This window comes from uncultured Aquimonas sp., from assembly GCF_937888285.1.
Taxonomy (GTDB): Bacteria; Pseudomonadota; Gammaproteobacteria; order Xanthomonadales; family Xanthomonadaceae; genus Aquimonas.
This window is the reverse complement of sequence record NZ_CALART010000011.1, coordinates 282,312-308,178: the sequence shown is the minus strand read 5'-3', so window position 1 is coordinate 308,178 and position 25,867 is coordinate 282,312. Positions and strand designations below refer to the sequence as shown.

Sequence of the window (25,867 nt, the reverse complement as noted above, 5' to 3'; positions counted from 1 at the left end):
TGCTGTCCACACGAAGGAGGGAAGCCATGCGAACCACGCCACCCCGGGCCAGGGGTCACGTCATCGCCGCCGTCTGCTGCCTGTGCCTGCTGTTCGCCGGCGCGCACGCGGCCGCGGAAGCCCAGCGCGCGGCCTTTCCCGGCGCCCAGGGCTGGGCCGCGCATACGCCGGGCGGCCGCGGCGGCCAGATCCTGCGCGTCACCACGCTGGCGGCGGACGGTCCGGGCTCGCTGGCCGAAGCCCTGCGCACGCCGGGGCCGCGCATCGTGGTCTTCGAAGTGGCCGGCGTCATCGACTTCGGCCTGCGCGAGCTGCGCATCGACCAGCCCTACCTGACCGTGGCCGGGCAGACTGCGCCCTCGCCGGGCATCACCCTGATTCGCGGCGGCCTGACCATCGCCACCCACGACGTGGTGATCCGTCACCTGCGCATCCGTCCCGGCGAAGGCCATCTGCAGAAGGACGCCGGCTTCGACATCGACGCCATCACCACGGTCGGCGGCGCGCGCGACGTGATCATCGACCACAACTCGATGACCTGGGCTACCGACGAGAATCTGTCCGCGTCGGGCGCGCGCTTCATCGGCGAGACGCCCGAAGAGTGGCGGCGCAACGTCAGCCACCGCATCACCTTCAGCAACAACCTGCTGGCCGAGGGCCTGGCCCATGCGACGCATGCCAAGGGCGAGCACAGCAAGGGCAGCCTGATCCACGACAACGTCAGCGACATCCTGATCGTCGGCAACCTCTACGCGCACAACTACGAGCGCAGCCCGCTGTTCAAGGGCGGCGCCCGCGGCCAGGTCATCAACAACCTGATCTACGATCCCGGCCAGCGCGCCGTGCACTACAACCTGATCGCCGAGGAGTGGGTGGGACGCGAGTACCTGACCGGCCAGGTGAGTCTGCGCGGCAACGTGCTGCGCGGGGGGCCTTCGACCGAGCCGCTGGCCTTCTTCATGTTCGGCGGTTCGGGCGATGTCGAGCTGTTCATGGAGGACACCATCGCGGTCGACCGCATCGGCCAGCCCCTGCCCTTGATCGGCCGCTACAGCACCGGGCGCGCGCGCATCATCGAGCTGAAGCGTGCGCCGGACCTGCCCTATGGCGTGCAGCTGCTGCCCGCGATCGATGTGCAGGACGCGGTCATCGAGAACGCCGGCGCCCGGCCCTGGGATCGCGACGACATTGATCGACGCATCGTCGCCAACGTCATCGAAGGACGCGGCGCGATCATCGACAGCGAGAGCGAGGTCGGTGGCTATCCTTTGGTACCAGAAGTGCGCGCCCCCTTCATCGAGACCGACTGGGACCTCGACACGATGGAGCCGCTGAAGCCCCTGCCGCGGCGACCACCGCCGCGCTGAAGCATCGGGGCGCGCCGCACGCTGCGGTGTGCCCCCTACGCAGGACTGCAGCGCAGTCGTGTTCATGGCCCGGGCGCGGCCAGCCACACGGCAAGGGGGTGCGTTTGCGCGCGCAGCGCCCCGGCGATGGCGGCTGCCACCGCCATCGCGCCGGCTGGGGAGAAGTGAGTGTCGTCCTGCAGCCCCTGCGGATGGTTGGGGTGTTCGCCAGGCAGGAGGTGCAGGAAGAGGTGCCGCGAGGCGCCCGGCCCTGCCTTGATCAGCAGCGCCGAGCTCAGGGCTTCGGCGTCGACCAGGGGCACGGCAAGCTCCTCAGCCAGCGCGCGCACGGCCTGTGGATACGCGCCATGACTCGACTGCAGCTCGCCTGCCGCGTCGAAGCGTCGGCGCGCCACCGGCGTCAGCAGCAGCGGATGCAGGCCCGCCGCGCGTGCTTCGAGCACGAAGCGCCGCAGGTTCTCGCGGTACTGAGGCAGCGGCGTGTAGCGGTCGGCTTTGTGTTCGGACGCATCGTTGTGGCCGAACTGCAGGAAGACGTGGTCGCCGGGCACGGCGTCGTCGAGCAGCGCCTGCCACCGCCCTTCCTCGATGAAGGTCCGCGTGCTGCGCCCATTGCGTGCGTGATTGATCACCCGCACCGAGCCCGCTGCGAACAGCATGGCGAAGGGCTCGCCCCAGCCGGTCTCGGGGCGCTTCTCGGGCAGCTTGTCCGCCAAGGTGGAATCGCCCGCCAGATGCAGACGGATGGGCGGTGCAGCGCGTGGCGCGCTGGCCGCCTGTAGGCAAAGCAGAAGGAGCCCCAGTCCCAGGAACCATCGCGTCATCGAATCACTCCAGCGGGTCCGCAGTCGACCGGACAACCCGGCCGGTGGCGCCGTCGCGGCGCGCTGCGCGGGCCTGACGCCATGCACACAGCCGGCCCAAAAGAAGAGGCCGCCGCAGCTGCGGCGGCCCGGTGGCGGACCCGGACGGGGAAGCCGGGCCTCAACTCGCGTCGATCCAGCGATGGCGGGTGCAATCGGCACCCGTGTTCTGCTGCACCCGGGGAGGGAGACGCGAAGTGCCGAATCGATGCCGGGAAGAAGCCCGGCACCGACATTGATGGCCACGGAGGGGAGACAGCCTCCGTGATCATCGCAGTTGCGGAGACCTCAGAACTTCACCCGCACGCCGAGGATGTAGACCCGGCCCGTCTGGTGGTAGACGTTCACGCGGTCGCCGGTCGCATCGACCCACTGGTCGTTCCACTCGTTGGTGAGGTTCAAGCCTTCGAGGGTGAACTCGACCTGCTCGTTGAGCTTGAACGAGGCCGACATGTCCACCGTGGTGGTGCCCTTGGTGCCTTCGACATCGTTGCCGTCGCGGCCGGGCACTGTCGTCAGGTAGTCGTCGCGGTTCGACACCGACACGCGCGCGCCGAAGCGTTCGTCTTCGTAGTAGAGGGTCGCGTTGTAGGCGTTCTTCGAGAGCCCGGTCAGGTTCTGGCGCGCGGCCAGCGCGCCGGTCGCCGTGAGGTAGTCGATGGTCGACTCGACGTGGGTGTGATTGAGCTGGATGCCGGTGTTCGAGAGCAGTCCCGGCAGACCGCTGAACGGCTTCTGGAAGGAGATCTCGTAGCCCTTGAGTGGGCCTCCGGGCGTGTTGACCGGGAAGGTGAACTCCCAGCTGTCCTGTGGCGAGGTGGTGGTCGGCCGCAGGCTATCCGGAATGCCGAAAGGGTTCTCGCCGAACAGTCCGGTCTGGCGTGTCGTCTGCACGAAGCTGTCGATGTCTTTGTAGAACAGCGCCAGCGACAGCAGCGATTCCTCGGCGAAGTACCATTCCAGGCCCAAGTCATAGGTCTTGGCCCTGAACGGGTTCAGCAGGGGGTTCTGGCCGCTGATGGTGCGCGCAGAGCCGGACACGGAGATGTTCACGCCCGGGCTCAGGCTGCCGAGGCCAGGCCTCGACATCACCTTGGCGGCGCCAAAGCGCAGCAGCAGCTCGTCGCTCAGCTCCCAGCTCAGATTCATCGAGGGCAGGGTGTCGTTGTACGAGCGATCCACCGTGATCAGGGTCGGCACGTTGGCGACCAGGCCGATGCCGGTCGAACTCTGGTCGGTCTTGACGTGGCGCACGCCGAAGCCGCCGGAGAAGTTGCGGCCGAGCAGCTCGGTGTTGAAATCCGCCTGCAGATAGCTGCCCAGCGACTCCTCGCTGACCGTCCCGTTGTTGCCGCGGGCGGGATCGGTCGACAGCGCGAAGGTCCCGCAGCGGCAGTAGATGTCGAACAGGTTGGCGAACGCGTCCACGTCCGGGATCAGCCAAGTGCTGGGCGTGTTGGCATTGAGGCCGGCAAAGCTGATCGAACGCGTCAGGCTGGCCAGCGAGGTGCCGGCCGGCAGCGCGGGGACGGCCGTTTCCGAGGCCCGGCGCAGCTCGGTGGTGGTGAAGTCGTAGTCTTTCCAGCTCATGCCGCCGCGCAGCGACCAGGTGTAATCCACATCCCAGGTCAGATCGAAACGCAGGGTCTCGAAGTCGTTGTCGGCGGTCTGCGGGCGCAGGCGGATCTCGGAGCCCTGGCTGGCGGGCGCGGTGTTCAGCCAGCCCCAGCTGGCGGGGTCGTTGACGTCGAAGCCCGGTGTGATGGCTGGCAGGCGGTCGTTGCCGCGATAGTCCCAGCTGTAGCCGTTGGAGTTCGCGCGATCGAGGGTGATGGTGGTCTGGATAGGATTGCGGAAACGCGAGCTGGACGTTCCGTACATGGCATCGATACGGAAGGTGTCGGTGAAGGCGTGGCCCAGCTCCAGGTTGTACTGGTTGAAGCGCGTGGTCAGCTCGTCGTAGCGCGACTCCGAGCGCAGGTCGACATTGTCGAACACGCCATAGACAAGATTGCCGCGACCGTCGACCGCGCCTTCGCGGACGATGCTCTGCGGCTTGCCGTTGCCGGCGCGCGAGAAGCTCTGGGCCTGCAGGAAGTTCTCGCTGCGGGTGGCATCGAACTTGGCATGCAGCACATCAAGGTTCAGCAGGGTGTCGTCGCTGACCTGCCACTGCAGGGCCAGTGTGGCGCCGAGGCGCTCCTGGCTGTGCTCGATGACGCCGTAGCGCGGCAGGCGCGGATGGAACACGCTGGCGCCGCGCGCTTCGGAGAAGGGGGAGCTGGCGGCGAAGTTGCCGTTGGCGGTGGAAGGGCTCCAGCGCACCGTGCTGTGGCCCTCTTCGACCAGATCGCGCTCGCTTTGTGCGATCGACAGCAGGGCGCCGAAGCGACCATCGCCCCAGGTGTTGCTGAACAGGGCTGCGGTGCGCGGGTTCACGTCGCCTGACAGGTCGCCATAGCTGGCCTGGCCGGAGGCCACGGCGGTAAAGCCGTCATAGTCGAAGGGGCGCGCCGTGCGCAGGTCGACCGTGGCGCCCAAGGAACCTTCGTCGACTTCCGCCGAGCTGGTCTTGCGCACGGTGATGCTGTTGAACAGATCTGAGGCGAAGACGTTGAAGTCGAAACCGCGGCCGCGGTTGGCGCCGCCGGATGAGTCGGTACCGCCGCCGGTGGCAAGCGCCTCCATGCCGTTGATGCGGATGCGGGTGAACTGCGGCCCGAGGCCACGCACCGAGATGTTGCGGCCCTCGCCGGCGTCACGGGTGATCGCCACGCCGGGGATGCGCTGCAGCGACTCGGCGAGGTTGAGGTCCGGGAACTTGCCGATGTCCTCGGCGACGATGACGTCGACCTGGCCGACCTCGGCGCGCTTCATGTCGAGCGCCTTGTTGAGGCTGGCCCGGTAGCTGACGACAATGGCGTCAAGTTCCTTGGCGTCTTCGCGCGGCGGCGCAGCCGGACCTTCCTGCGCCAGCAGCATCGCTGGCAGACTCACGAAGATGGCGGCGGACAGCTTGGCCAAGGCCAAGCGACGGTTCCCCTGGGCACTCTTGTTCACGAATCTCCCTCCGCTTGGCGGTCGAGGGCAGCGTCGGCCCTCGCTCTGGATGTCTTTGACACCGGTAGCATTCGGCGTGAGAAGATGGCCGTGACACCGGTGGACAGCAGGCTAACAAGCATCGCGCCGCAGCAACAAGACGGCGTTTGCACGGCCTGGCTCGCCCACGCATTTCCGGGGTCGCGAACAGCAAGTCAAGAAAAATCAGTGCACTGGGGAGGCGATTCATGAACAGACTTTGCATGTTGCGGTGCAGCAGGCGTGGTGCGAGGGGGCAATGAGCGGACCGATCGTATTCTTCGGCGAGATTCTGCTGCGCCTGTCGGCGCCGGGGCAGGAACGCTTGCTGCAGTCGCCGCGCCTGCAGGTGCATGTCGGCGGCGCCGAGGCCAATGTCGGCGCCGCGCTGGCGCAGTTCGGGCATGCGGTAAGCCTGCTGGGAACGGTGGCTGACAACGCCCTGGGGCAGGCCGCGCTGGCGGAACTGCGGCGGCTCGGTGTGGACACCTCGCGCGTGCGCAGGGCCGCCGGTCGCATGGGCCTGTACTTCTTCGAGCAGGGCGCGATCCGACGCTCCAGCGAGGTGGTCTACGACCGCGCCGGCTCCGCGTTCGCCCTGGCCAGGGCCGCGGAATACGACTGGCCGCAGCTGTTGCGCGACGCGGGTCGGCTGCACCTCTCCGGGGTGACGCCGGCGCTGGGCGCGGAATGCGCGCGTGCCGCCCGTGAGGCCGCCGAGGCCGCCAACACGCTCGGCTTGCCCGTGTCTTTCGACGGCAATTTCCGGGGCAAGCTCTGGGAGGCCTGGGGCGGCGATCCCGCCGCCCTGCTGCGGCCACTGATGGCCAGTGCGGATGTGCTGTTCGCCAATCACCGCGACATCGCCCTCGTGCTGGGCGAGCGCTTCGACGGACTCAGCGGGCGTGCCGCTTTCCGTGCCGCCGCGGAAGCCGCATTCACCGCATTCCCGCGCCTGCAGCACTTCGCGGCCACGCTGCGCCTGTCCGGCGGCGTGCAGCAGCAGGAACTGGGCGCACTGCTGGCGCTGCGCGATGGCCGTCTGTTCGAGTCCGCGCCCTATCTGCTCGATGGCATCGTCGATCGCATCGGAGGCGGCGATGCCTTCGCGGCCGGCCTGCTGCACGGCCTGCACACCGGCATGGAAGCCCAGGCCGCGCTCGACTTCGCGCTGGCCAGCGGTGCCTTCAAGCACACCGTGCCGGGCGATATCAGCCGCTGCAGCGTGGCGGACATCGAGGCCTGGCAGCTGGGCGAAGGTGCAGACGTCCGCCGCTGAGGGCGCGCGCCATCAGGTTTCCATCGCGGCATGGGGTGCCGGGATCAGGTGGGCTGGACGGGCGCCGAAACCGGCGCTGCCGCCCTGCGCCAGGCCGCGGCGATCACGCCGCGAGCCGGGCAGGGGCGGCGCATCCGGGCCTACAGCAGGGCCTGGAAGCAGAACGCGTTGGGGTAGGAAATCAGGTAGCTCCCGCCAGGGTTGGTCAGGCGCACGCTGAAGGCAGTGGTCGAGCGCGACACGACCACAGGGACGTTCGGATAGCTGATGCCATCTGTGAAGGGCAGTGGCGTCAGCGCAGTCACCATCACCACCGGCGCGTTCGCGAAGGCGCTGGAGAAGGTCACGGTATAGACCGTGCTGGTGTCGCTGTTGACGGTGTTGTCGCAGTCGCCGGTGCAGCTCGAAGTCCAGTCCGCGCTGCCTGCGGACAGCACGCTGCCGGTGTTCTGCACGCAGCCGTGGGCGATCCGCGAGGCGCCCGCGGCCACGCCCGGCGCACCCGTGGCTCCGGTGGCACCTGTCGCGCCCGTCGCACCGGCTGCACCTGCAGGCCCCGTCGCACCCGTCGCACCGGTCGGTCCCGCCGCGCCGGCGGGGCCGATCGGACCAGTGGGCCCAATCGCGCCCTGCGGTCCTTGCACGCCGGTAGCGCCAGTAGCGCCGACAGACCCCTGCGGACCGGTAGCGCCCGTGGCGCCGTTCGCGCCCTGCGGACCGGTGGCGCCAGTGGGTCCGATGTCACCCTGTGCGCCCGTGGCGCCTGCCGGGCCGGTGGCGCCAACCATGCCCTGCGGTCCTGCCGCGCCGGTGGGACCCATGGCGCCAGTCGGGCCCATGGCACCGGTCGGACCAATCGCACCTGCAGCACCCGTAGCTCCGGTGGGCCCGGCAACGCCCTGTGGACCCTGCAGACCCGTAGCTCCGGTGGCGCCAGGCGCGCCTTGAGGCCCTGCAGGGCCAGCCGCTCCGGCCGGACCCGTGGGGCCGGTGGGACCTGCGGGGCCCTGCGGACCCACCGGGCCCTGGTTGGCGCCAGGATCGCAGCGCAACAGGCGGCCGCTAGCGTCGTGGCAGACCCCGTTGGCGGCCGTCGGCGCGCCGGGAAGTGCTGGCAGGATCACGCTGCCATCGTCGTTGACGCGCAGCCGCTCGGTGCCGCTGCCCGACTGCCGCACCACGACGCCGTCGCCGGCCGGTGGGATCAACTCGATGTCGGCAGCCAGCGCCGGGCCGGCGGCAAGCGCGGCCAGCAGGGCGGACAGCAGGGGCGTAGGGGCAGGCGTCCTGGACATGGAAATTCCTTGTGGGGATCAGTGGCGGCGCAGGCGGAAAGCGGCGACGGCGGCGGTGAGCAGCGCCAGGATCAGCAGGCTGGTGGAGCCGCCCGCGGGAATGACCTGGGGCCGCGGTGCCGGCGGCGGGCCGATGCCGAGCAGATGGACATTGCCGGCGCGCAGGTTGACGTGGTCCAGCGCGAGCGCGGCTCCGGCAGCCAGGCGGACGTAGCTCGGCTCAGCGATCGGGTCGCTTTCGACGCGCACGTTCTGGCCGTCGACGCCGGAGATCTGCAGGGCGGCGCTGATCTGCAGCGTACGGCCGGCGACCAGCAGGAAGCGCTTGCCGAGGCTGCTCTGGATGCTGAGCGCGTGGAAGCCGTCGACGCCGACGATGCGGCTGCTGGCGGCGCAGTCGTCGCCGAGTTCGGCGCGGCCGGTGCCGGCCGAGAATGTTCCGGCGTTGAGCAGATCGCCACCCATGCCGAGCGTGGCGCTGCCGAGCGCGAACTGCCCGCCCGGATCGACCAGCAGGCTGTCGAGAATGCCGACACGGCCGCTGCCCGCGTTGAACACGCCTGCCACCGAGAGGTCCGCGCAGCCGACTCGCAGCTCGCCGCCAGCAAGCTGGACCTGCCCACCTGCGGGTACATGGATGCCGGCGACCTGCGCCTGGGCCGCGGAGGCGATGAGCGCGCCGACAAGGATTTCTGCGCAGCGCAGGCGGAACAGGGTGGAAGTCACGGCGCGGGATTCCCGGTTGTAGGGCGCTTGCGGAGCAGTCGCCCGCCTCTGCAAGCCATATGCCTCGTTTCTTGACGCTGGCTTGACGCGTCGCCGGGGGCTACCAGACGAGGTCATCCGGCACGCGGAACCGGCTGTAGAACTCGTCGTCCGGGTCGGCTGCGGATGGCGGGGCGGCGGTCGTCCCGTGGTCCAGGTGGATGACCGCGGGATCGATGGCGCGCAGTCGCTCGGCGGTGTCCCGGTTCACCAGCGCATGGCTGTCGCCGAGCCCAACGATGACCAGGGCGCCGCGCGCCAGCAGCGGGCGCTGCGCATCGGCGATGCGCAGACTGCGGATCGCGCCGGCGTGTTCGAAGCGGTAGTCGCTGTCGTCGCCCGGCTTGATGCGATGCGCTTCGATGATCTGCTTCAGCTGCGCCGCGCGCTCGCTGGCCGCGCGCTCGGCGCGCCGCTGGGCCTCCAGCTGGCGGTCGCGCTCGGCGCGCTCGGCCTGCAGCCGCTCGGCGTCGACCGCGTCGGCCTCGACCCCGGTCGCAGGCGCCTGTTTGCCGCTGCGCGCCTTCTGCTGCTGGCGCACCACCTGGTCGAGCTTGTTCTTGTTGACCAGGCCGGCCTTCAGCAGCTGTTCCTGCAGCGGATTGCGCGCCATCAGTCGTCCTTGCGGGTGAACTTGTCGAGCAGGCCCATGCCGACCGCCGAGACCACGAAGGTCAGGTGGATGATGACGTACCAGTAGAGCTTGTCGTTGTCGGTGCGGTGGGTGTCCATGAACACCTTCAGCAGATGGATCGAGCTGATCGCCACGATCGAGGAGGCGACTTTGTTCTTGAGGCTGCTGTAGTCCATCTTGCCCAGCCAGCCGAGCTTGTCGCCTTCGGCGGCGGCATCGAGGCGCGAAACGAAACTCTCGTAGCTGGACAGCATCACCATCACCAGCAGGCCGCCGACCAGGGCCAGGTCGATCAGCGACAGCACCACCAGGATCAGGTCCGCCTCGGTCTTCTCGAACACCTGCGGCAGCAGGTGGAAGACCTCCTGGAAGAACTTCAGACCCAGCGCCAGCACCGCCAGCGAGAGCCCAAGGTAAATCGGTGCCAGCAGCCAGCGCGCGGCATACAGGCTGCGTTCGATGACGCGTTCGAGCATGGTGCGGTCCCTCGCGAAGCCAGGAGTAAGGGGCGCGCACGATAGCAGGCGCTTGCCGTGCCCGCGCGTGCAGGCGGCACGGCCGAACGGGTGGATCACGCGATCCGCCGGAGTCGGCGCCCCGACAAAGACGAAGGCCCGGGTCGCCCCGGGCCTCCGTGGTTTCACGCGGGGTGGTTCAGCTCAGGGAGCCGCCACGCACTGCTGCACGCTGACGTTGTCCACCATCCAGCCATTCGGCCGGTTGACCGAGCTGTCCGAAGTCAGGCGGAAGCGGAAGCGCACGCTCTGGCCGGCATAGGGCGCGAGATCCACCGCGGTGCGGACATAGTCGCGCGTGCCGCACCAGGCCGCCTGCGGTGCGCCCGGGTTGCCGCTCTGCAGCGCGCCGTCGTAGGCGGGGTTGGCGACGCCGGCGTTGACCGCGGTGAATGCACCGCCGTTGACAGAGGCCTCCAGGAAACCGCCGTCATAGCAGCCGCCCGCGCTGCGCGGCTCGAGGTCGTGACGCTGCCAGAACACCAGTGAGCTCGCGCCGCCGCTGGCCGGGATCGCGATCGCCGGGGTCTCGATCCGCTGGTCGGAGGTGGTCGTCGGCGCGATGCCCTGCAGCCCGCGCAGCCCACTCTGCGGCGCGAAGGTGTTCAGGGTCCAGCTGTTGGTGCCGGTGCCGGCACTGCTTGTCCAGCCGGTCGGCAGCGGGCCTGCCCCGGTTTCCATGTCTTCGCTGTAGATCAGGCTGGAGCTCGTGCCGATCGGACAGTCGCCCGGCAGTGCCAGCGTGGTGAAGCTGCCCGTAGCCGATATCGTGCTGCCGCCGCCCAGCCCGCGGGTCGCCGCCTCGAAGCCATCCGCGAACACGCCGATCGAGGTCGTGCAGGCGTTGCGGGAGATGACGCGCCAGTACAGGCGGGTGTTGCTGGGCAGCGCCTGCGCCGGAGTGAAGCCCGGATCACGCGAGGTGCTCTGGGCGACGATGTCGGTGAACTCCGGGTCGCGGGCGATCTGGACTTCGTAGTCGTAGGCCTGGGTCGCCGCCGACCAGCTGAAGGACGCATCCAACGCCACGCCCTGGGCGCCATCCGCGGGGCTGCCGAGGGTGGCAGCGCCGGGCTGCGAGTCGGCGACGAACAGACTGCGGCTGAGGCTGCGGACGATGTCACCCGAGGTGCCGGTCAGCAGCAGGGTGTGCGCGCCGGGCGTCACGCCCGTGGTGTTGATGCTGACCGCGGTCGAGCCGGGCAGGCTGGTGACGATGGCGGGGCTGAAGCTGACCGTGCCGCTGCCGGGCAGGCCGCTGGCGCTCATGTTGACCGGTGCGCTGAAGCCGAGGATCTGGCCCAGGTCGATCGAGGTCGCGATGGTGTCGCCGGCGCAGAACGAGGCATCGAGCGCAGCGCCCGCCAGGGTGAACGAGGCCTCCTCGGCGCAGTTGCTGCAGACCAGGGCGAAATCCTGGTCGGTGGCGTCGCCGGAGTTGGGCACGCCGTCGCCGGGCAGGGTGGTGGCACGCACGCGCACCAGTACGTCGCTGACACCTGCGGGCAGGAACACGTTCTCGGTCACCGCACGGTTGTCGGCGCTGCCGCCGCTGGCCGACACACCGGCAGTGAACACGTTGCCCAGATAGGTCTGGCCGCCGGCGACCACTTCGAGGTCGAGGTTGTTGACCAGGGCCGGGTTGGCGCCCGCTGCGCCGGGCGCGTCGGTCCAGGCGAGGGTGATGCGCACCGGCTTGCCGGCATCGGGCACGCCGAAGCTGCGTTCAAAGACCTCGCCCGCCGCATCGAACACGTGGTTCTGGTCATAGCGCACGCTTTCGACGCCGAGCCCCAGGCTGCCGGGCAGATGCACGCGTCCCCAACCCTGCGCATTGTTCGGGACCGGTGCCGCGGCGCCACCGATGTCGACCGCACCGTTCACCAGCAACGCCTTGAGCATGGCCGGGCTGGGATCGGCGCCGTCGTTGGCGTCGCGCCACCATTCGGTCAGCAGCACCGTGAGCCCGGCGACATGCGGCGAGGCCATGCTGGTGCCCGTGCAGAAGGCGTAGTTCTGCAGCACGCCCGCGCCGATCGCGGTGCCGCACTGGCTGGCGCCGGCGACGCGGCGGGTGGCGGCGATCTGCGAGCCGGGCGCGGCGATGGTGGGCAGGATGCGTCCGTCCACTGCAGGGCCACGGCTGCTGGAGGTGGCCACGGTATTGATCGAGCCGGCGCGCTGGTTCAGCGAGTTGCCGGTGGTGATCATGTTTTTGGCCTCCTTGGGCGCGGTGATCGTGCGCGCGCCGCTGCCGGAATTGCCGGCGGAGAACACCAGCACGAAGGGCTCATTGGTGGTCGGTGTATCGAAGTCGCCGTCGCGCACCATGAAGTCGTGCGTGCGGGCGGACGCGTTGTAGCCGATGCCGGTGCCCTCGCCGGAGGTCCAGCTGTTGTTGCTGCCGATCGCGCCGAGGCTCAGCGCGCGCTTCGACAGCTCCTGCCAGCCGCCGGCCGGCGGCCAAGGGCCGCTGCCGCCGCAGATCGGATTCAGTGCCACCAGCCGCGTGGCGGGAGCGACGCCGATCCCGTAGTGGTAACCGTTGGCGTCGACACCGCCGCTGACCACGCCCGCGCCGGCCATGATGCCAGCCACGTGGGTGCCGTGGCCGCCGCTGGCCTTGTCGTCGCCCGGCCGACCCGCGGGCGAGGTGCAGCCTGCGTAGTCAAAGCCGCCGACGATGCGGCCGGCGAATTCGGGATTGTCGTAGTCGATGCCGGTGTCGGTCACGGCGAAGGTCACGCCGGCGCCGCTCAGGCCCAGCGACTGCAGGAAGCCGAGGTAACCGGTGCCGATCACCTGGTTGGAGGCGTTGTAATTGCCGGCCACGATCTGGCTGGACAGCTCGTCGTCGAGAATCGGCTTGGGACTGGAGTATTCGGTCCACAGCACCTGGGGCAGAGCGTTCAGGCTGTCGAGGCGGTCGGCCTCGATCGCCAGCACGACCGTGTGGATCGCGCCATCCGGCTGGGCCGGCGCATGCGAGCGGATCGCTCCGCCGAGGCTGGCGATGCGCAGCAGCAGCTCATCCAGCTTGCCGTCGTTCACCACCAGCGTGGCGACGTTGTCGATGCGGCCGTCGCGGCCCTTCAGCTCGGGGGCGAGCTTCCAGTCGACGCTGAACTCGCCCTGCCAGCGCAGGCCCTCGATGGTGGCGGCACGCCCTGCTGCCGTTTGGTCGGCCCACACCAGGTAGGCATTGTGCGGGTAGTACTGCAGCACCCTGGCGCCGGCCGCTTGCAGCTGGTCCAGAGCGCGCTGGCCCGGTGAACGCTCGAACTGGACCAGACGCAGGGCGTGCCCTGCCGGCGTCCGCGTGCCTGGCCGGAAGGCCAAGGCTTCTGTCATTGGATCGAACTGCTGGCCGCCGAACGAAAGCAGGCGTATTTCGTCCACTGCGGCCGCTGCAAGTGAACTCATGCCGATGGCCAGCGCGGCCAGCAGACCCTTGCGAATCCTCATCTTCCAGTACTCCCCGAACACGCCCCCACGGCGTCGCCGGGGAGGGTACACCGTAGACGCGCGGGCGTGGGACGGGCGCCACGGGTTCCGCGATGCTGCCCGTCCGGGGGGCACCGATGCAGGCGTGTCACTGGAGCGTGCGCGCCACGACGCGCTGGCCGTGGCGCGCACGCTGCTTCACTCTGCGTGGCCGCCTGCGGCTGCGGTCCAGCGCGAGCCGTCGGGACCCTGCGCGATCAGGCCCGAGGTCGTGCGGCGCTGTCCCGCATGCGGCTGCTGGACGGTGAAGTTGGCGAGTACGCCGGGCAGTCCGGTCGCCGCGAAGCTGCTCACCCACAGGCCCAGCACCGGCAGGCCGAGCAGCACGTTGTCGCCGCCATTGGCCGCCCCCGGCGCATCACCGCTGAAGAGGAACTGGTGCGCCGCCTCGGCCTTCAGCTCGGCTCGGCCTTCCGCGAACTGCGCCACGCCCTGCGCACATCCGCCGGGAGCCCCGACGCCGCGCTCGGCGCAGGTCACCAGGTTGTGGTTGAGCCGGCTGCCGAGGATCGACGAAGCCGCGTTCGAGCCGTCGGCCTGGCCCGCCTGGTTGAAGCTCCACACCTGCGAGGCGTGGCACAGTCGCGGCAGGTTGGCATTCGAGTTGGGCGGGGGCGTGCCGTTGGTCAGCACCGCGAGCTCGCGGTTCTCGCGATCCCAATAGCGCAGCCGGACGTCCTCGCAGGCGCCTTCGAGCTGGGTGCTGGCCGGGTTGAAGGGCTGTCGCAGCGATGCCGTGGACGCGCCCAGGTGCAGGCCGCGGGTCGGCAGGGTCAGTACCCACTCCGTGCGGGCATCGAGGTTGCTGGAGGTGCGCGTGTTGTACTCGTTGCCGATGCTGGCCTGCATCAGTGCGGCCGAGACCGCGCGCAGGCCTGCGCCCTCACCTTCGAAGGTGTACACGTAGTCGCGGCCGTCGCGATGGAAGCGAGCGCTGCTGCCGCCGCCATCCAGATTGCGCGCGCTGGCCAGGTTGGGGGCGAGCGGGATGGGCAAGGCGTGCAGGTTCTCGCCGGCGACGCCAACGCAGGGTGCGGCGCAGTCGGAGCTGGCGCGGAAGAAGTCCTGCAGCGCGGTGGCGCGGTAGGAGAAGCTGCTGCCGTTGGCGGCGTCGACCAGGATGGCGCTGCCGCTCAGGCCGCCTGCCGGCGGCGCGATCGCCACGCTGGGGTTGATCTCAGTGTTGTTCTGTCCCCAGGGACCGTTGGACCAGGCGTTGTTCAAGGCGACGCAGTTGCGCTGGTTGGCATGGTTGGCCGCGAACACCGGGCGATCTCCAGGCGCATTGTCCAGTTCGCCCGCTTCGATGACCTCGATGAAGCCCTCGCGGGTGCGCGCCAGCGTGCCGGGGCCCACCGCGGCCGGATCGCCCACCGCGTACTCGAAGTTCAGGAAGGGCTGGCCGGCGGTGGGCAGGGCCGGCACGGTGCAGGTCGTGTCCGAGCTGACGATGCGCGCCGGTTCCTCGTCGCCGGCGCCAGCCACCACCGCCGCGGTCCATACATCGTGGGCGCCGAGATAGATGTTGAAGGTCAGCGCGCGCGCGCCATGGCGTCCTTCGCGGAAGGTGATGCGCAGTGCCTTGGGGCGATCGCGGTGGTTGCTGATCGACAGCAGGGTGCTGTGGCCGCCATTGACCGTGTAGTAAGGAAACAGAAGCACCTGGCCCTGGCCGTCGGCAGAGACGTGGACAGCGTGGCTGGGTGCAAAAGGCATCAGGGCAAGCGCGCCGGCAGCGGCGGCACGGGTGAACGCGGAAAATCGCATGGAGCTCTCCAGAATGCGCACGGAAAGTGCCGCTGCAGAGTACGCGCACGGCCATAGCAGTTCATGTACGTGAATGTGGGGTTTTTGTAGCCGCCGGAAGCGACCGCAGGCCGGAACTCGCGCCTGCCGCACCACGCGCGCGGTCCCGATGCGGATCGCGATGCACGCGGCATCAGGCTCCACGCGCGAAACGCCTGCATCGAGGGCGAAGGCGTCCCGGTCCCGTTATCGGACTCGCCCGATGGTCGAGGGCTCTGCCAAGCCATCGGTGCAAATGCGAACGGCCCGGTTGCCCGGGCCGTTCGCGTCCAGCAGTCACCGCGTTGCGCTGACGCTTACCAGATGGCCACGCGCTCCTCGCCTTCGCGACGCATGCGGTCGCCGGGCTGGCAGCCGAAGGCCTCATGGAAGGTCGGCATGTTGGAGGGTGCGCCGACCGCGCGGAACATGCCCGGCGCGTGCGGCCCATTGGTGATCTGCAGCTTCATCGCCTCGGTGGTGAAGCCGCGGCGCCAGACCGTGGCCCAGTTGAGGAAGAAGCGCTGGCTCTGCGACAGGCCCTCGACCATCGGGTCGGTGTAGCCCTCGCCCTGGGCGCGACGCATGGCCGCATAGGCGACCGTCAGACCGCCCAGGTCGGCGATGTTCTCGCCCAGCGCCAGCCGGCCGTTGACGTTCAGGCCGGGCAGCGCCTCGTAGGCGTTGAACTGCGCCACCAGCTTGTCGGTGCGGGCGTTGAAGCGCTCGCGGTCCTGGTCGGTCCACCAGTTGGCGAAGTTGCCTACGGCATCGAACTTGCTGCCCTGGTCGTCATAGCCGTGCAGCATCTCGTGGCCGATCACCGCGCCGATGCCGCCGTAGTTCAGCGCGTCGTCCGCGTTCGGATCGAAGAACGGCGGCTGCAGGATCGCCGCCGGGAACACGATCTCGTTGGCCGAGGCGCGATAGTAGGCATTGACCGTCTGCGGGCTCATGCCCCATTCGGTCTTGTCGACCGGCTTGCCGATCTTGTCGAGCATGAAGCGGTAGTTGAAGGCGGCCGCCGCCTCCAGGTTGGCGACATAGCTGTCGCGACCCACGTTGAGGCCGTCCCAGCTGCGCCACTTGTCGGGGTAGCCGATCTTCGGCGTGAAGCTGGCCCACTTCTCCAGGGCCTTGGTCTTGGTCTCGTCGCCCATCCAGTCGAGGTTCTGCAGGCGCTCCTTCAGGGCCTCCGAGAGGTTGGCGACCAGCTGCTGCATCTTGGCCTTGGACTCCGGCGGAAAGGCCACGGCCACGTAGAGCTGGCCCAGGGCCTCGCCCATGCTGCCGTTGACCGCGCCGAGCACGCGCTTCCAGCGCTCCTGCTGCTCCTGCTGGCCGCGCAGGGTCTTGCCGTAGAGCGCGAAGTTGGCCTCCTCGAAGGCCTTGCCGAGATAGGGAGCGGCGTCGTTGAGCGTGCGGAAGCGCAGCCAGGTCTGCCACTGCTGCACCGGCACTTCGGCCAGCATGCGATCGAACTCGCGGAAGAAGTCCGGCATGGCCAGCGAGAACATTTCGGGGCGCGCCACGCCAACGGCGTCGAAGAAGGCGCCCCAAGGGAAGTTCGGCGTCACCTCGTCGGCCTGTTCGATCGAGACCGGGTTGTAGCGGGTGGCCGGGTCGCGCAGGCTGACGCGATCCAGCGAGGCCCTGGCCAGCAGGGTTTCGAATTCCAGGATCTGCTGGGCCTGCGCCTTGGCGCTGGCTTCATCAGCGCCGGCCAGCTGCAGCACGGTGGCGGCGTAGGTCAGCAGCGCCTCGCGCGCAGCCACGAAGTCCTCGCGGTCCTCCAGGTAGTAGCTGCGCTCCGGCAGGGACAGGCCGCCCTGGCTGGTGTAGCCGATCACCATCTCGGAATTCTTGAGGTCGGCATTGGCGTAGAAACCGAACAGCGGACCCTGGCCGACCGCATAGGCCTCGCGCAGGTAGGCGGCGATGCCGGCGCTGTCGGTGATGGCGTCGATCTTGGCCAGGCGCGGCTTCAGCGGCTCGATGCCTGCGGCTTCGATGGCGGCTTCGTCCATGCCCGAGCCGAAGAAGTCGCCGACCTTCTGCTCGATGCTGCCGGCCACAGCGTTCGACTGCGACGCCGCCTGCACGATGGCGTGCTGGATCTCCAGCGAGCGCTCGCCCAGCACCTCGAAGCTGCCCCAGCTGCTGCGGTCGGACGGCACCGGATTGGCGGCCAGCCAGGTCTGGTTGGTGTGCAGGTTCAAGTCGGTGCAGGCGGTGACCTCGGGGTTGAGGTCGGCGGCACGGAAGCTGATCGGCTGGGTCTTGATCGCGCCCATGTCGATGGCGATCGGCTTGGGCGCAGCGGGAGCCGCGGCGGCAGGCGCGGTGTCTGCAGCGGGCACGGTGGGCGCACTGTCGCCGCTCGGGGCGGAGCAGGCGGCCAGCGCGGTGAGAATGGCTGCGGACAGCAGCGAGCGGAAAGGCAGGTTCACGGTAGGGGCTCCTCGGGCGCGCGGCCCGTCAGGCGTCGTCCGGGGATCGGATCGGAACCGCGCACCCTAAGCGCTGGCGCCCCGCCCCGGATGTGGCGGGAGTCACGCGAGCATGCTCGCGTGGGCGCGCGGAGCGCGCGTGGGCGAGGACAGTCGCGTGGGCGAGGCACTCGCGCGGGCGCCGCCCGCCCACGCGGCCACGCCCACTGGCACGGCACGGTAGTACGCCACGCGGCCGCCTGAATCGCCGCATCCACCCAAAGGTGCCAGGCCCCGCAGCCCCCCTAGTCAAGCGCGCGCGAAATCTCCACTCTTTCCGCCAGCGCGCGGCAGGCACTGCGTCGCGCGCAGCGCAGCACCCGTGCTGGCCCGCAAGGGTTCAGGACGAGACCGGTCCACAGGGATCGGCACGCAGCGGTCGCGGGCTCCGGACGGAACCGGTGCGCGCCGCCGCAGGGGGCAGGCACCACGTCCTGCCTCCGCAGCGCCTGCTCCCGGGCAGGCGTCATCGCGCGGCCCGAGCGCATTCCAGTGCTGCTGTGTCAGCGCTATCCGGCGCGGGAGACCCCGTGATCCACCCCAGTTCGGAGCTTCGTTTCATCTCGTCCGAGATCGGCTACGGCGTGTTCGCCACCGAGTTCATCCCCCGTGGCACCTTTCTGTGGGTGCTGGATGCCTTCGACCGCATCCTGACCGCTGCCGAGCGCGAGGCGCTGCCGCCGCTGCTGCGCCAGCAGGTCGACCGCTACGCCTACCAGGCCGCCGACGGCGACTTCGTGTTCTGCTGGGATTTTGGTCGCTACATGAACCATTCCTGCGCGCCGGCCAGCCGCGGCATTGGCGACGCCTTCGAGATCGCCGTGCGCGACATCCAGCCGGGCGAGGAGCTGACCTGCGAGTACGGCACCCTCAATCTGGTGCAGCCGATGCGCTGCCGCTGTGGTGCCCTGAGCTGCCGCGGCGAGATCCGCCGCGACGATGCCGAGCGCTACTACGAGCGCTGGGACGCCGAAGCCCGCGCCGCCTTCGCGCTGGCCGCCAAGGTCGCACAGCCCTTGCTGCCCTATGCGAAAGCCGGTCCGCGCGATCTGCCCCTGCTGGCGGCCCTGCATGCCGGCGGCGAAGTCGAAGTGCCCTCGGCCCGCGCCTACCACGTGCCGGCGGCGGAGGGTCAGAGCCGATGATGCACCCGCATACGCGCCTCGTGCCGATCAACGAGGTGGTGGGCGAAGGCGTCATCGCCACCCACACCATTCCGCGCGGCAGTCTGGTCTGGGTGATGGATGCGCTCGACCAGGCCATGCCCGAATCCGAGATCGCCCAGCTGCCGGCCAGCTGGGCGCCGCTGGTCGATCGCTGGACCTTCAGCGACGGCCGCCGTCATCGCGTGCTGCTGTGGGATCACGGCCGCTACGTCAACCACAGCTGCGCGCCCAACTGCGGCGGCACCGAATTCGGCTTCGAGATCGCGCTGCGCGACATCGAGGCCGGCGAGCAGCTGAGCAACGATTACGCCACCCTGTTCATGGGCCCGAGCGAGGGCTTTCACTGCCAGTGCGGCGCGCCGAACTGTCGCGGCGCGATCGATCACCGCCAGGTGCCGGAAGCAGTCGCCGCGGTGCGCCGCGCGCTGACCCAGGCGCTGGACTTCATCGAGTCCGCACCACAGCCGCTGTGGCCCCTGCTCGACCCGCAGCGCCTGCAGTCCGCGCGCCTGAGCCTCACCCAGAGCCTGGCCGATGTGCTGAACGCCAGGGGCACGCGCCGACGCCGCGCTGTCAGCGGCTGAGGAGTGTCGGCAGCTCGGAACCGTCGCGACGCATAGGGTGGGCCCTGGCCCACCGAAGCCGAACACTGGCCGCGTGGATCGGACATGCCTTGAAGCGATGGGACCTCGCAGATCGACCGAGACCGCCTCGTGCCTTCGCTTTGTCAGCAGACTGCCGATGCGGACAACACCGTCCGCCGAGAGCCTCAAAGACTGCCCGGCACGAACTCCAGCGACACCTGCGCCGGTCGGCCGGGAAGATCCAGCGCGCTGCGCCGTTCAGGCGTGCGTGCAATCACCCGCCCGCTGCGTACCACCGCCAGTCGCGCCGCCTTCAGGCGGATCGCCTCGAAGGGGTCTGCCGCCTGCAGCAGTACGAAGTCGGCCGGGCCGCCCTCGCGCAGGCCGTAGTCGTCGAGGCCGATCACCCGCGCGGCGGTGTCGGTGACGCCGGCATAGCAGGCGCGGATGCCCTCCTGCGAGGTCATCTGCGCCAAGTGTACGGCCATGCTGGCGACTTCGAGCATGTCCGCGCTGCCGAAGCTGTACCAGGGGTCCATGCAGCAGTCCTGGCCCAGGGCGACGTCGACGCCCGCGGCCAGCAGTTCGGGCACGCGGGTCATGCCGCGGCGCTTGGGGTAGCTGTCGTGGCGGCCCTGCAGGGTGATGTTGATCAGCGGATTGGCGACGGCCGAGAGCCGCGCCTCGGCCATCAGCGGCAGCAGTTTGGACACGTAGTAGTTGTCCATGCTGTGCATCGAGGTCAGGTGCGAGCCGGTGACCCGACCCTGCAGGCCATGGCGGATCGTTTCGGAGGCGAGCGTTTCGACGTGGCGCGAGTGCGGGTCGTCGCTCTCGTCGCAGTGCATGTCCACGCGCAGACCGCGCTCGGCGGCGATACGACACAGCCGCGCGATGCTGTCGGCGCCGTCCGCCATGGTGCGCTCGAAATGCGGGATGCCGCCGACCACGTCGACGCCGCGGTCGAGCGCGCGCTCAAGGTTGTCGATGGCGCCTGGCGCGCGCAGATAGCCGTCCTGCGGAAATGCGACCAGCTGCAGGTCGATGTAGCTGGCGACCTGTCGCTTCACGTCCAGCAGGGCGTCGACGGCCAGCAGGCGCGGGTCGCAGACGTCGACATGGCTGCGGATGTGCAGCAAGCCCTGCGCGGCGGCCATGTCGCAGTAGGCGAGCGCACGCCGCACCACGGCCTCGACCGCGAGATCGGGCTTCAGCTCGCCCCACAGCGCGATGCCTTCGAGCAGGGTGCCGCTGGCGTTGAGCCGCGGCAGGCCCAGCGAGAGCGTGGAGTCCATGTGGAAGTGGGCATCGACGAAGGGCGCGCTGAGCAGGCGACCGCGCGCTTCGATCACTTCGGCCGCGTGTTCGGTTGGCAGGGCGGGCGCGATGGCGACGATGCGACCGCCGCGCACGCCGACATCGACGCCTCGCCGACCATCGGCCAGCGCGGCGTCGCGCACCAGCAGGTCGAAGCTCATCCCAGCAGGGCCTTCAGCGCGCGAGTTGCACGCGCGTTCTGCGTGGCATCGGCCTGCGGCGCATGCGCGGCCCAGGCCAGCAAGGCGACGCGCGCGTCGGGACGAGCTGCGCCGCTGCCCATGCGTTCGGCCAAGCGCTGCATCTGCAGTTCGCGGCGACGTGCTGCAGCATCGGCAGGGCTGTCGATACCGGCGTCGAGCTCAAGGCCGATCAGCGCGTCCTCCGCGTTCTCGCCGGAGACATCACGCAGGCGAGCGGCGGCCAGTTCGCGGCGTTCGGCGTCGCTGAGTGCTGCGTCCTGCGTGGCGTCGATAGCGGCGTCCAGCAGCGACTGCAGGGCGTGCTTCGCGCGCGCCTCGCGCTGCGCTTTCTGGGCGGCGCGCAGGCGTTCGACCGATTTCTCGAACTCGCGTTCCAGGCTGCCTTCGGCGGCGCGCGGCGGACGCGGGCGGCGCTCATTGCGCTCACCACGCTCGCCGCCGAACCGGTCGCTCTGCGAACGATCGCGCGGCGGCCGGCCGGGCCGGGCGTCGCTGCCGGCGTCTTCGATCTGCGGCTGCTGTGCCTGCCAGCGCGATTCCAGCTCGGCCAGTTGGGCGTCGATCTGGCCGAGGTCCTCGGCTTGGGCCAAGGCCTGCACCGCCTCGACCAGGCCCCGGCGCTCGGCCTCGACTGCAGCCAGCGCTTCCGTGCGCGCCTGCGCACCGGCGCGCGCGGCCTCGAACAGCGGGTCGACGATGCCGCGCAGCTCGGCCCACAGGCGATCCTCGGTCTTGCGGTCGGCGCGCGGTGCGTTGCGCCACTCCTGCTGGATCGCCTTGGCGACGTTGATGGCTTGAGTCGCGTCGCCGCGGGCAGCGAAGCGCAGGCGCTCCAGCAGGGCCTGCTTGCCTTCGACCGCCGCCTGGTTGCGCGCATCGCGCAGGGCGTCGAGCTGGTCGAGCAGGGCGCGCAAACGCTTGCCCAGCGCGGCGCGGGCGCGCGGCTCGACCTCGTCGAGTTCGCGCAGGGCGGCGACAACGCGCTCGCGCAGGGGTTTGAGATCGTCCGGCGCCTGCGCGATCTCGGCGGCCAGCACGCTGATTGCCGCGTCCACCGCCTCGGCCTTCTGCGAGCGCAGGGCGCGGCGCTGCTCGAAGTAGGGCCGTGCCGGCGCCAGTGCGCGATGGCAGAGCGCTCTGAAGCGCTTGCTGATGCCGGTCGCATGCTCGCCGTGGTCGGGCTCGGCGGCCTCGACCTTGGCCCACTCGTCCTGCAGCTCCTTGACCCGGTTGGCGACGGCATCGGGATGCAGGCCCGAGCCGATCAGGGCCTCGACCTCGTCGCACAGGCGCGCGCGCACCTTGTTGCCGGCCCAGCGCTGCCAGCGTTCCATCTCGGCGACGCCGGCCTCCAGCTCGCGCAGCTTCTCGCGCTGGCCGGGCGTGGCCTTGATGCCAGCGGCGAGCCGCGCGCGGGCGGCCTCCAGCGCCGGCTTGGCGACGCCGAGGCGCTGTTCTTCGACGCCGGCCAGCCCCTGCTTGAGCGCGTCGCGCAGGGCTTCGTCGGGCTGCTGGGCAGCGGGCGCGGCTGCGGGCGCTGCCGCCTGGGTGTCCGTTGCAGCGCCGAGGGTCTCCATCGCGTCGACTGCGGTCACTGTCGCGGGGGCGGCTGCCGCGGTGTCGCTCGCAGCCCCGGCCGCAGGCTCGGCCATCGGCATCGCCGTATCCGCTTCCGCGGGATCCACGGCGGCAGCGTCGACCGACGCGGCTTCGATCGCAGCGGGCTGCGGCGTCGGCTTGGGCAGGTGCGCGGTCTTGAGCGAATCCACCGCAGCGCGCGCGCTGATGGCATGGCCCTGCAGGCGGCGCAGCAGCGACGCATCAAGGCGCGGCGACAGCAGTTCGACCTCGGCATCCAGTGCCGCGAGCTGCGCGTCGGCATCGGCCGGCAGGCTGCGCGCCAGTGCATCGAAGGCGCTGCCCAGCTGCAGTGCGCGGTGGGTGATGGCGCCGGCATCGCCGCGCGCGAGCTTCAGCGCATCGGCCTTGTCGCGGGCGCGGCGCGACAGCGCCTTGTCCTGGCCGCGCGCGGCCTCGGCGATGCGGTCCAGCGTGGCCTCATCGCTGATGTGCTCCAGCAGGCGCAGGCGCAGGGCAGGGTCGGGATCCTTCAGGCAGCGCCGCTGCAGCAGGCCGGGCTTGTTCAGACGCAGCACCGCCGCTTCGCGCAGCTCGGGCTCGGGCGCGGATTCCGCCATCGTCTCGGCCAGCTCGGTCGGCAGGGCGGCATGGCGGGCGAGCTGCTGGCGTTCGGCGGCAGGCACCCGGGCGTCCAGCAGGCGGGCGCGCACGCGGCCGAGGATGGCTTCGCGGCAGCCGCTGTCCTTCTCCGTAGCCAGGAGTCCCAGCAGGGTTTCGGCGCTGTCGATGCGGGCGATGGCTGCGCGCCGCACTTCGGCCGCAGTGTCGCTGGCGGCGATCTGCGGCAGCAGGCGGATCAGCTCGGGCGCGGTGTCTGAGCGCACGGCCTCGGCGCGACGCAGGGTTTCGGGGTGTTCCCACAGCGGGCGGCGAAAGCGGGCGAACAGCTTCATGCAGGGTCTCGGCGGTTGGTCAGCGAAGGGCCGCACGCGGCGGCACTCCGGATTATGGCGCCTAACGCGTGCCGCGGACGCCCTGCTGGAACGCCTGAGGCCCCGCTCGCGGGGCCTCAGAGGGATTCATTGCGGTGGCCGGGCTCAGAGCGCGGGGGGAGGCGGCGGCGCGGCCGCGGGCGTGCCTGGCACCGTCTGCGGCGGCGTCAGCCCGGCCTTGTCCTTCAGTTCCTTGAACTTGTCCGACATGCCTTCGAGCTTGGCTGACCACTGCGGGTCGGGCGTCTGCCCTTCGGTGACCTTGAAGAAGACCTGCATCAGCGCGGCCATGGCCAGCGGATCCACCAGTGCCGCCTTGAGGCAGATCGCGGTGACGATGGCCAGCGCGAACGTCCAGAAGCCGGCGAGGCCTGGAAAGAAGCTGGCGATCAGCGCCACCGGTCCGATTACCAGCAGGAAGATCACGAGCGTCAGTGCCCAGATCACGATGGTCAGCCAGACCGCGTTCTTCAGCATGGTCTTGTAGTTCTGCGCGTACAGCACCACGGCATCGCGGGCCGAGGCCCAGGCGTTCGTGCTGCCGGTGCGGATGGCGTGCGCGAGGATCACCTCGTCGACATAGGTCAGCGAGGTGTTGATCACGGTGTTGGCGAACTTGACCAGGCCGTCCAGGCCGGGAATCGGCAGGAAGTTCGCGATCATCAGCATGGTGCGGTTGAACACCCGCAGGATGCCCTTGATCAGCTGGTCGACACCGAACAGCACCGAGCTTTCGACGAAGCGTTCCTTGACAACGGCCGAGGCGTGCTCGATCTGGCCGCGGCCGCCGGGAATCTCCTTGCCCTGCAGCAGCTCGGCCAGCACGGCGATGTGCCCGGCCTTGACCAGGTAGAGAAGGTACTCGCGGGCCCAGTACAGCACGCCGCTGATGACACCGAAGCCGATGAAGGCGCCCCAGGCGCTGCCGGCGCCAGGGTCGGCGGCCACCTTGCCGAACAGATAGCCGATGCCGGCGCCACCGCCGGTGGCGACCACATAGGCGAGCGTGATGCCGAGGTACACCGCGAGGCGCAGCAGGAGGAAGGGCAGGGTGCGCAGCAGCAGGCCGAGGATCTGGCCGAGGCTGAAGTCCATCATTGCGGGTGTCTCCGGTGGGCGGGCTGGGGTCGGGCGGGTCAGCGCAGGCGCGCCAACCCTGGTGCAGTGCGGCGCTGCACGCGCGGTTCGGGAGATATACGCAGAGCCGCGGCGCAAAGCGACATCGAGGGCGTTTCACCTCACCCTGACGCCGCCGGCGTAGCCTCTTCGGCGACTTCAGCCACCCGCGGAAAACCGACCATGCGCCCGATGTCCCCGAAAGCCCTCCTGTTGGCGCTTCTCTGCGCTGCACCCGTTCCTGCGCTCGCGGCCTGCGGTCTGCTGGAGGGAGAGAGCTTCCGTCCGCTGGCCGGCAAGGAGCCGGTGAGCCTGTGCGAGCGCTACGAGGGCCAGGTGCTGCTGGTCGTCAACACCGCCAGCAAGTGCGGCTTCACGCCCCAGTACGAGGGGCTGGAAGCCCTGCATCAGGAGCTCGCCGGCCGGGGCTTCGCGGTCGTCGGCTTTCCCTCCGGTGACTTCATGGGCCAGGAGTTCGAGGACGAACAGCAGATCGCCGAGTTCTGCACGAACACCTACGCGGTGAAGTTCCCGATGTTCGAGCGCGTGTCGGTCAAGGGCGAGCAGGCCGTGCCCTTCTACCGCGAGCTGGCGGAGGCGGCCGGCGAGGCGCCAGGCTGGAACTTCCACAAGTACCTCTTGAATCGCGAGGGCCAGGTGGTGGCCAGCTTCGGCAGTCGTACCCGTCCCGACGACCCCGCGCTGCGCGCGGAGATCGACAAGCTGCTCGGCGGCTCCTGACTAGCGCTGCCGGCCCGCGAGCGGGCCGGCAGGTGCCGGCTACAGGCGTCGCTTGATCAGCCGGATCAGGCCGCCGAGCACCGGGATGTGCTCGTACAGCCCGTCGGCGGCGTTCCAGTAGTCCTGCTGGTAGACCACGCGTCCCTCGGCGTCGAAGCGCAGGTGCGACAGGCCGACCGTTTCGGTATCGATGCCGCGGCGGAAGCGCTTGAAGCGGATGCTCATGCGCCAGCGGATCAGGTGCTCGCCTTCGGCGGTGCGGGTGGTTTCCAGCAGCTGCACGCGACAGTCCTCGACCGCTTCGGCGCTGTCGCGCAGGTAGTGCTGCAGGGCGGCGCGCCCTCGCAGCGTCTTCAGGGTGTCGTTGAAGTAGACATCCTCGGCATAGGTGTCCGGCACCAGGCGTTCGATCCGGTCGGGGCTGAAGCTCTGGAAGAATGCGGCGAAGCGGGCGATCGCATCCGCCTCTCCCGGGCTGCCGGCGATCGGCGGCGCTGGATGTCGGCTGCGGATCCGTTCAAGCTCGGAAAGAGTTTCCACTGAATGGGCACCAGGGCAGGGCAGGGTGTCCAGCATGGACCAGACACAGGGAG

General features: G+C 69.7%; 18 protein-coding genes. 5 read left to right on the top strand and 13 right to left on the bottom strand.

Annotated features, from left to right (window positions below; all coding sequences use genetic code 11):
- Nucleotides 1–26 precede the first annotated feature (26 nt).
- Nucleotides 27–1,367 carry a hypothetical protein gene (locus Q0654_RS03600; protein ID WP_298850551.1) on the top strand — a complete coding sequence of 447 codons (1,341 nt, stop codon included), beginning with the start codon at nt 27–29 and terminating at the stop codon, nt 1,365–1,367.
- A 62-nt stretch (nt 1,368–1,429) separates the two neighbouring features.
- On the opposite strand, the gene Q0654_RS03595 is transcribed toward Q0654_RS03600, so the two are convergent.
- On the bottom strand, nt 1,430–2,191 hold the full coding sequence (locus tag Q0654_RS03595; RefSeq protein ID WP_298850549.1) for a rhamnogalacturonan acetylesterase: 762 nt from the start codon (nt 2,189–2,191) through the stop codon (nt 1,430–1,432).
- A gap of 327 nt (nt 2,192–2,518) precedes the next feature.
- Nucleotides 2,519–5,212 (bottom strand): TonB-dependent receptor, encoded by a 2,694-nt coding sequence (locus Q0654_RS03590; protein ID WP_298850724.1) that lies wholly within the window; start codon nt 5,210–5,212, stop codon nt 2,519–2,521.
- Between the two features lie 355 nt (nt 5,213–5,567).
- On the opposite strand from Q0654_RS03590, the gene Q0654_RS03585 reads away from it, so the two are divergent.
- Nucleotides 5,568–6,587, top strand: coding sequence for a sugar kinase (locus Q0654_RS03585; RefSeq protein ID WP_298850547.1), 1,020 nt, complete (start codon nt 5,568–5,570; stop codon nt 6,585–6,587).
- 140 nt (nt 6,588–6,727) lie between these two features.
- On the opposite strand, the gene Q0654_RS03580 is transcribed toward Q0654_RS03585, so the two are convergent.
- The 7 genes from Q0654_RS03580 to Q0654_RS03550 all read right to left on the bottom strand — a co-directional run bounded on the left by Q0654_RS03580 (nt 6,728) and on the right by Q0654_RS03550 (nt 17,529).
- Nucleotides 6,728–7,882, bottom strand: coding sequence for a hypothetical protein (locus tag Q0654_RS03580; RefSeq protein ID WP_298850545.1), 1,155 nt, complete (start codon nt 7,880–7,882; stop codon nt 6,728–6,730).
- Nucleotides 7,883–7,900: 18 nt separating this feature from the next.
- Nucleotides 7,901–8,608 (bottom strand): hypothetical protein, encoded by a 708-nt coding sequence (locus Q0654_RS03575; protein ID WP_298850543.1) that lies wholly within the window; start codon nt 8,606–8,608, stop codon nt 7,901–7,903.
- Between the two features lie 100 nt (nt 8,609–8,708).
- Nucleotides 8,709–9,260 (bottom strand): DUF2058 domain-containing protein, encoded by a 552-nt coding sequence (locus tag Q0654_RS03570; RefSeq protein ID WP_298850541.1) that lies wholly within the window; start codon nt 9,258–9,260, stop codon nt 8,709–8,711.
- A complete protein-coding gene (locus Q0654_RS03565) occupies nt 9,260–9,757 on the bottom strand; it encodes a TIGR00645 family protein (RefSeq protein ID WP_298850537.1) in 498 nt (165 codons plus the stop codon). Before Q0654_RS03565 ends, Q0654_RS03570 begins: the two co-directional genes overlap by 1 nt.
- A 183-nt stretch (nt 9,758–9,940) precedes the next feature.
- The gene (locus tag Q0654_RS03560; protein ID WP_298850535.1) at nt 9,941–13,261 is read right to left on the bottom strand and encodes a S8 family serine peptidase; all 3,321 of its coding nucleotides are present in this window, start codon (nt 13,259–13,261) and stop codon (nt 9,941–9,943) included.
- 177 nt (nt 13,262–13,438) lie between these two features.
- Nucleotides 13,439–15,067, bottom strand: coding sequence for a hypothetical protein (locus Q0654_RS03555; RefSeq protein ID WP_298850533.1), 1,629 nt, complete (start codon nt 15,065–15,067; stop codon nt 13,439–13,441).
- 335 nt (nt 15,068–15,402) lie between these two features.
- On the bottom strand, nt 15,403–17,529 hold the full coding sequence (locus Q0654_RS03550; protein ID WP_298850722.1) for a M13-type metalloendopeptidase: 2,127 nt from the start codon (nt 17,527–17,529) through the stop codon (nt 15,403–15,405).
- Nucleotides 17,530–18,104: 575 nt separating this feature from the next.
- Here Q0654_RS03550 and Q0654_RS03545 point away from each other — a divergent pair.
- Together Q0654_RS03545 and Q0654_RS03540 are read left to right on the top strand one after the other, a co-directional pair.
- Complete coding sequence (locus tag Q0654_RS03545; RefSeq protein WP_298850531.1) at nt 18,105–18,719, top strand: SET domain-containing protein; 615 nt, start codon at nt 18,105–18,107, stop codon at nt 18,717–18,719.
- Complete coding sequence (locus tag Q0654_RS03540; RefSeq protein ID WP_298850529.1) at nt 18,719–19,324, top strand: SET domain-containing protein-lysine N-methyltransferase; 606 nt, start codon at nt 18,719–18,721, stop codon at nt 19,322–19,324. The genes Q0654_RS03545 and Q0654_RS03540 overlap by 1 nt, the downstream gene beginning before the upstream one ends.
- 185 nt (nt 19,325–19,509) lie before the next feature.
- Here Q0654_RS03540 and Q0654_RS03535 read toward each other — a convergent pair whose 3' ends face one another.
- From Q0654_RS03535 to Q0654_RS03525, 3 genes are all read right to left on the bottom strand, one after another.
- Complete coding sequence (locus tag Q0654_RS03535) at nt 19,510–20,802, bottom strand: amidohydrolase family protein (RefSeq protein WP_298850527.1); 1,293 nt, start codon at nt 20,800–20,802, stop codon at nt 19,510–19,512.
- Nucleotides 20,799–23,378, bottom strand: coding sequence for a DUF349 domain-containing protein (locus Q0654_RS03530; protein WP_298850525.1), 2,580 nt, complete (start codon nt 23,376–23,378; stop codon nt 20,799–20,801). The genes Q0654_RS03535 and Q0654_RS03530 overlap by 4 nt, the downstream gene beginning before the upstream one ends.
- 144 nt (nt 23,379–23,522) lie before the next feature.
- Nucleotides 23,523–24,515, bottom strand: coding sequence for a hypothetical protein (locus Q0654_RS03525; RefSeq protein WP_298850523.1), 993 nt, complete (start codon nt 24,513–24,515; stop codon nt 23,523–23,525).
- 201 nt (nt 24,516–24,716) lie between these two features.
- Between Q0654_RS03525 and Q0654_RS03520 the strand changes: the two genes are divergently transcribed.
- On the top strand, nt 24,717–25,274 hold the full coding sequence (locus Q0654_RS03520) for a glutathione peroxidase (RefSeq protein ID WP_298850521.1): 558 nt from the start codon (nt 24,717–24,719) through the stop codon (nt 25,272–25,274).
- A 39-nt stretch (nt 25,275–25,313) separates the two neighbouring features.
- Here the strand turns inward: Q0654_RS03520 and Q0654_RS03515 are convergent, their stop codons facing one another.
- Entirely contained in the window at nt 25,314–25,814 is a 501-nt protein-coding gene (locus Q0654_RS03515; protein WP_298850519.1) for a nuclear transport factor 2 family protein, read from the bottom strand.
- Nucleotides 25,815–25,867 lie beyond the last annotated feature (53 nt).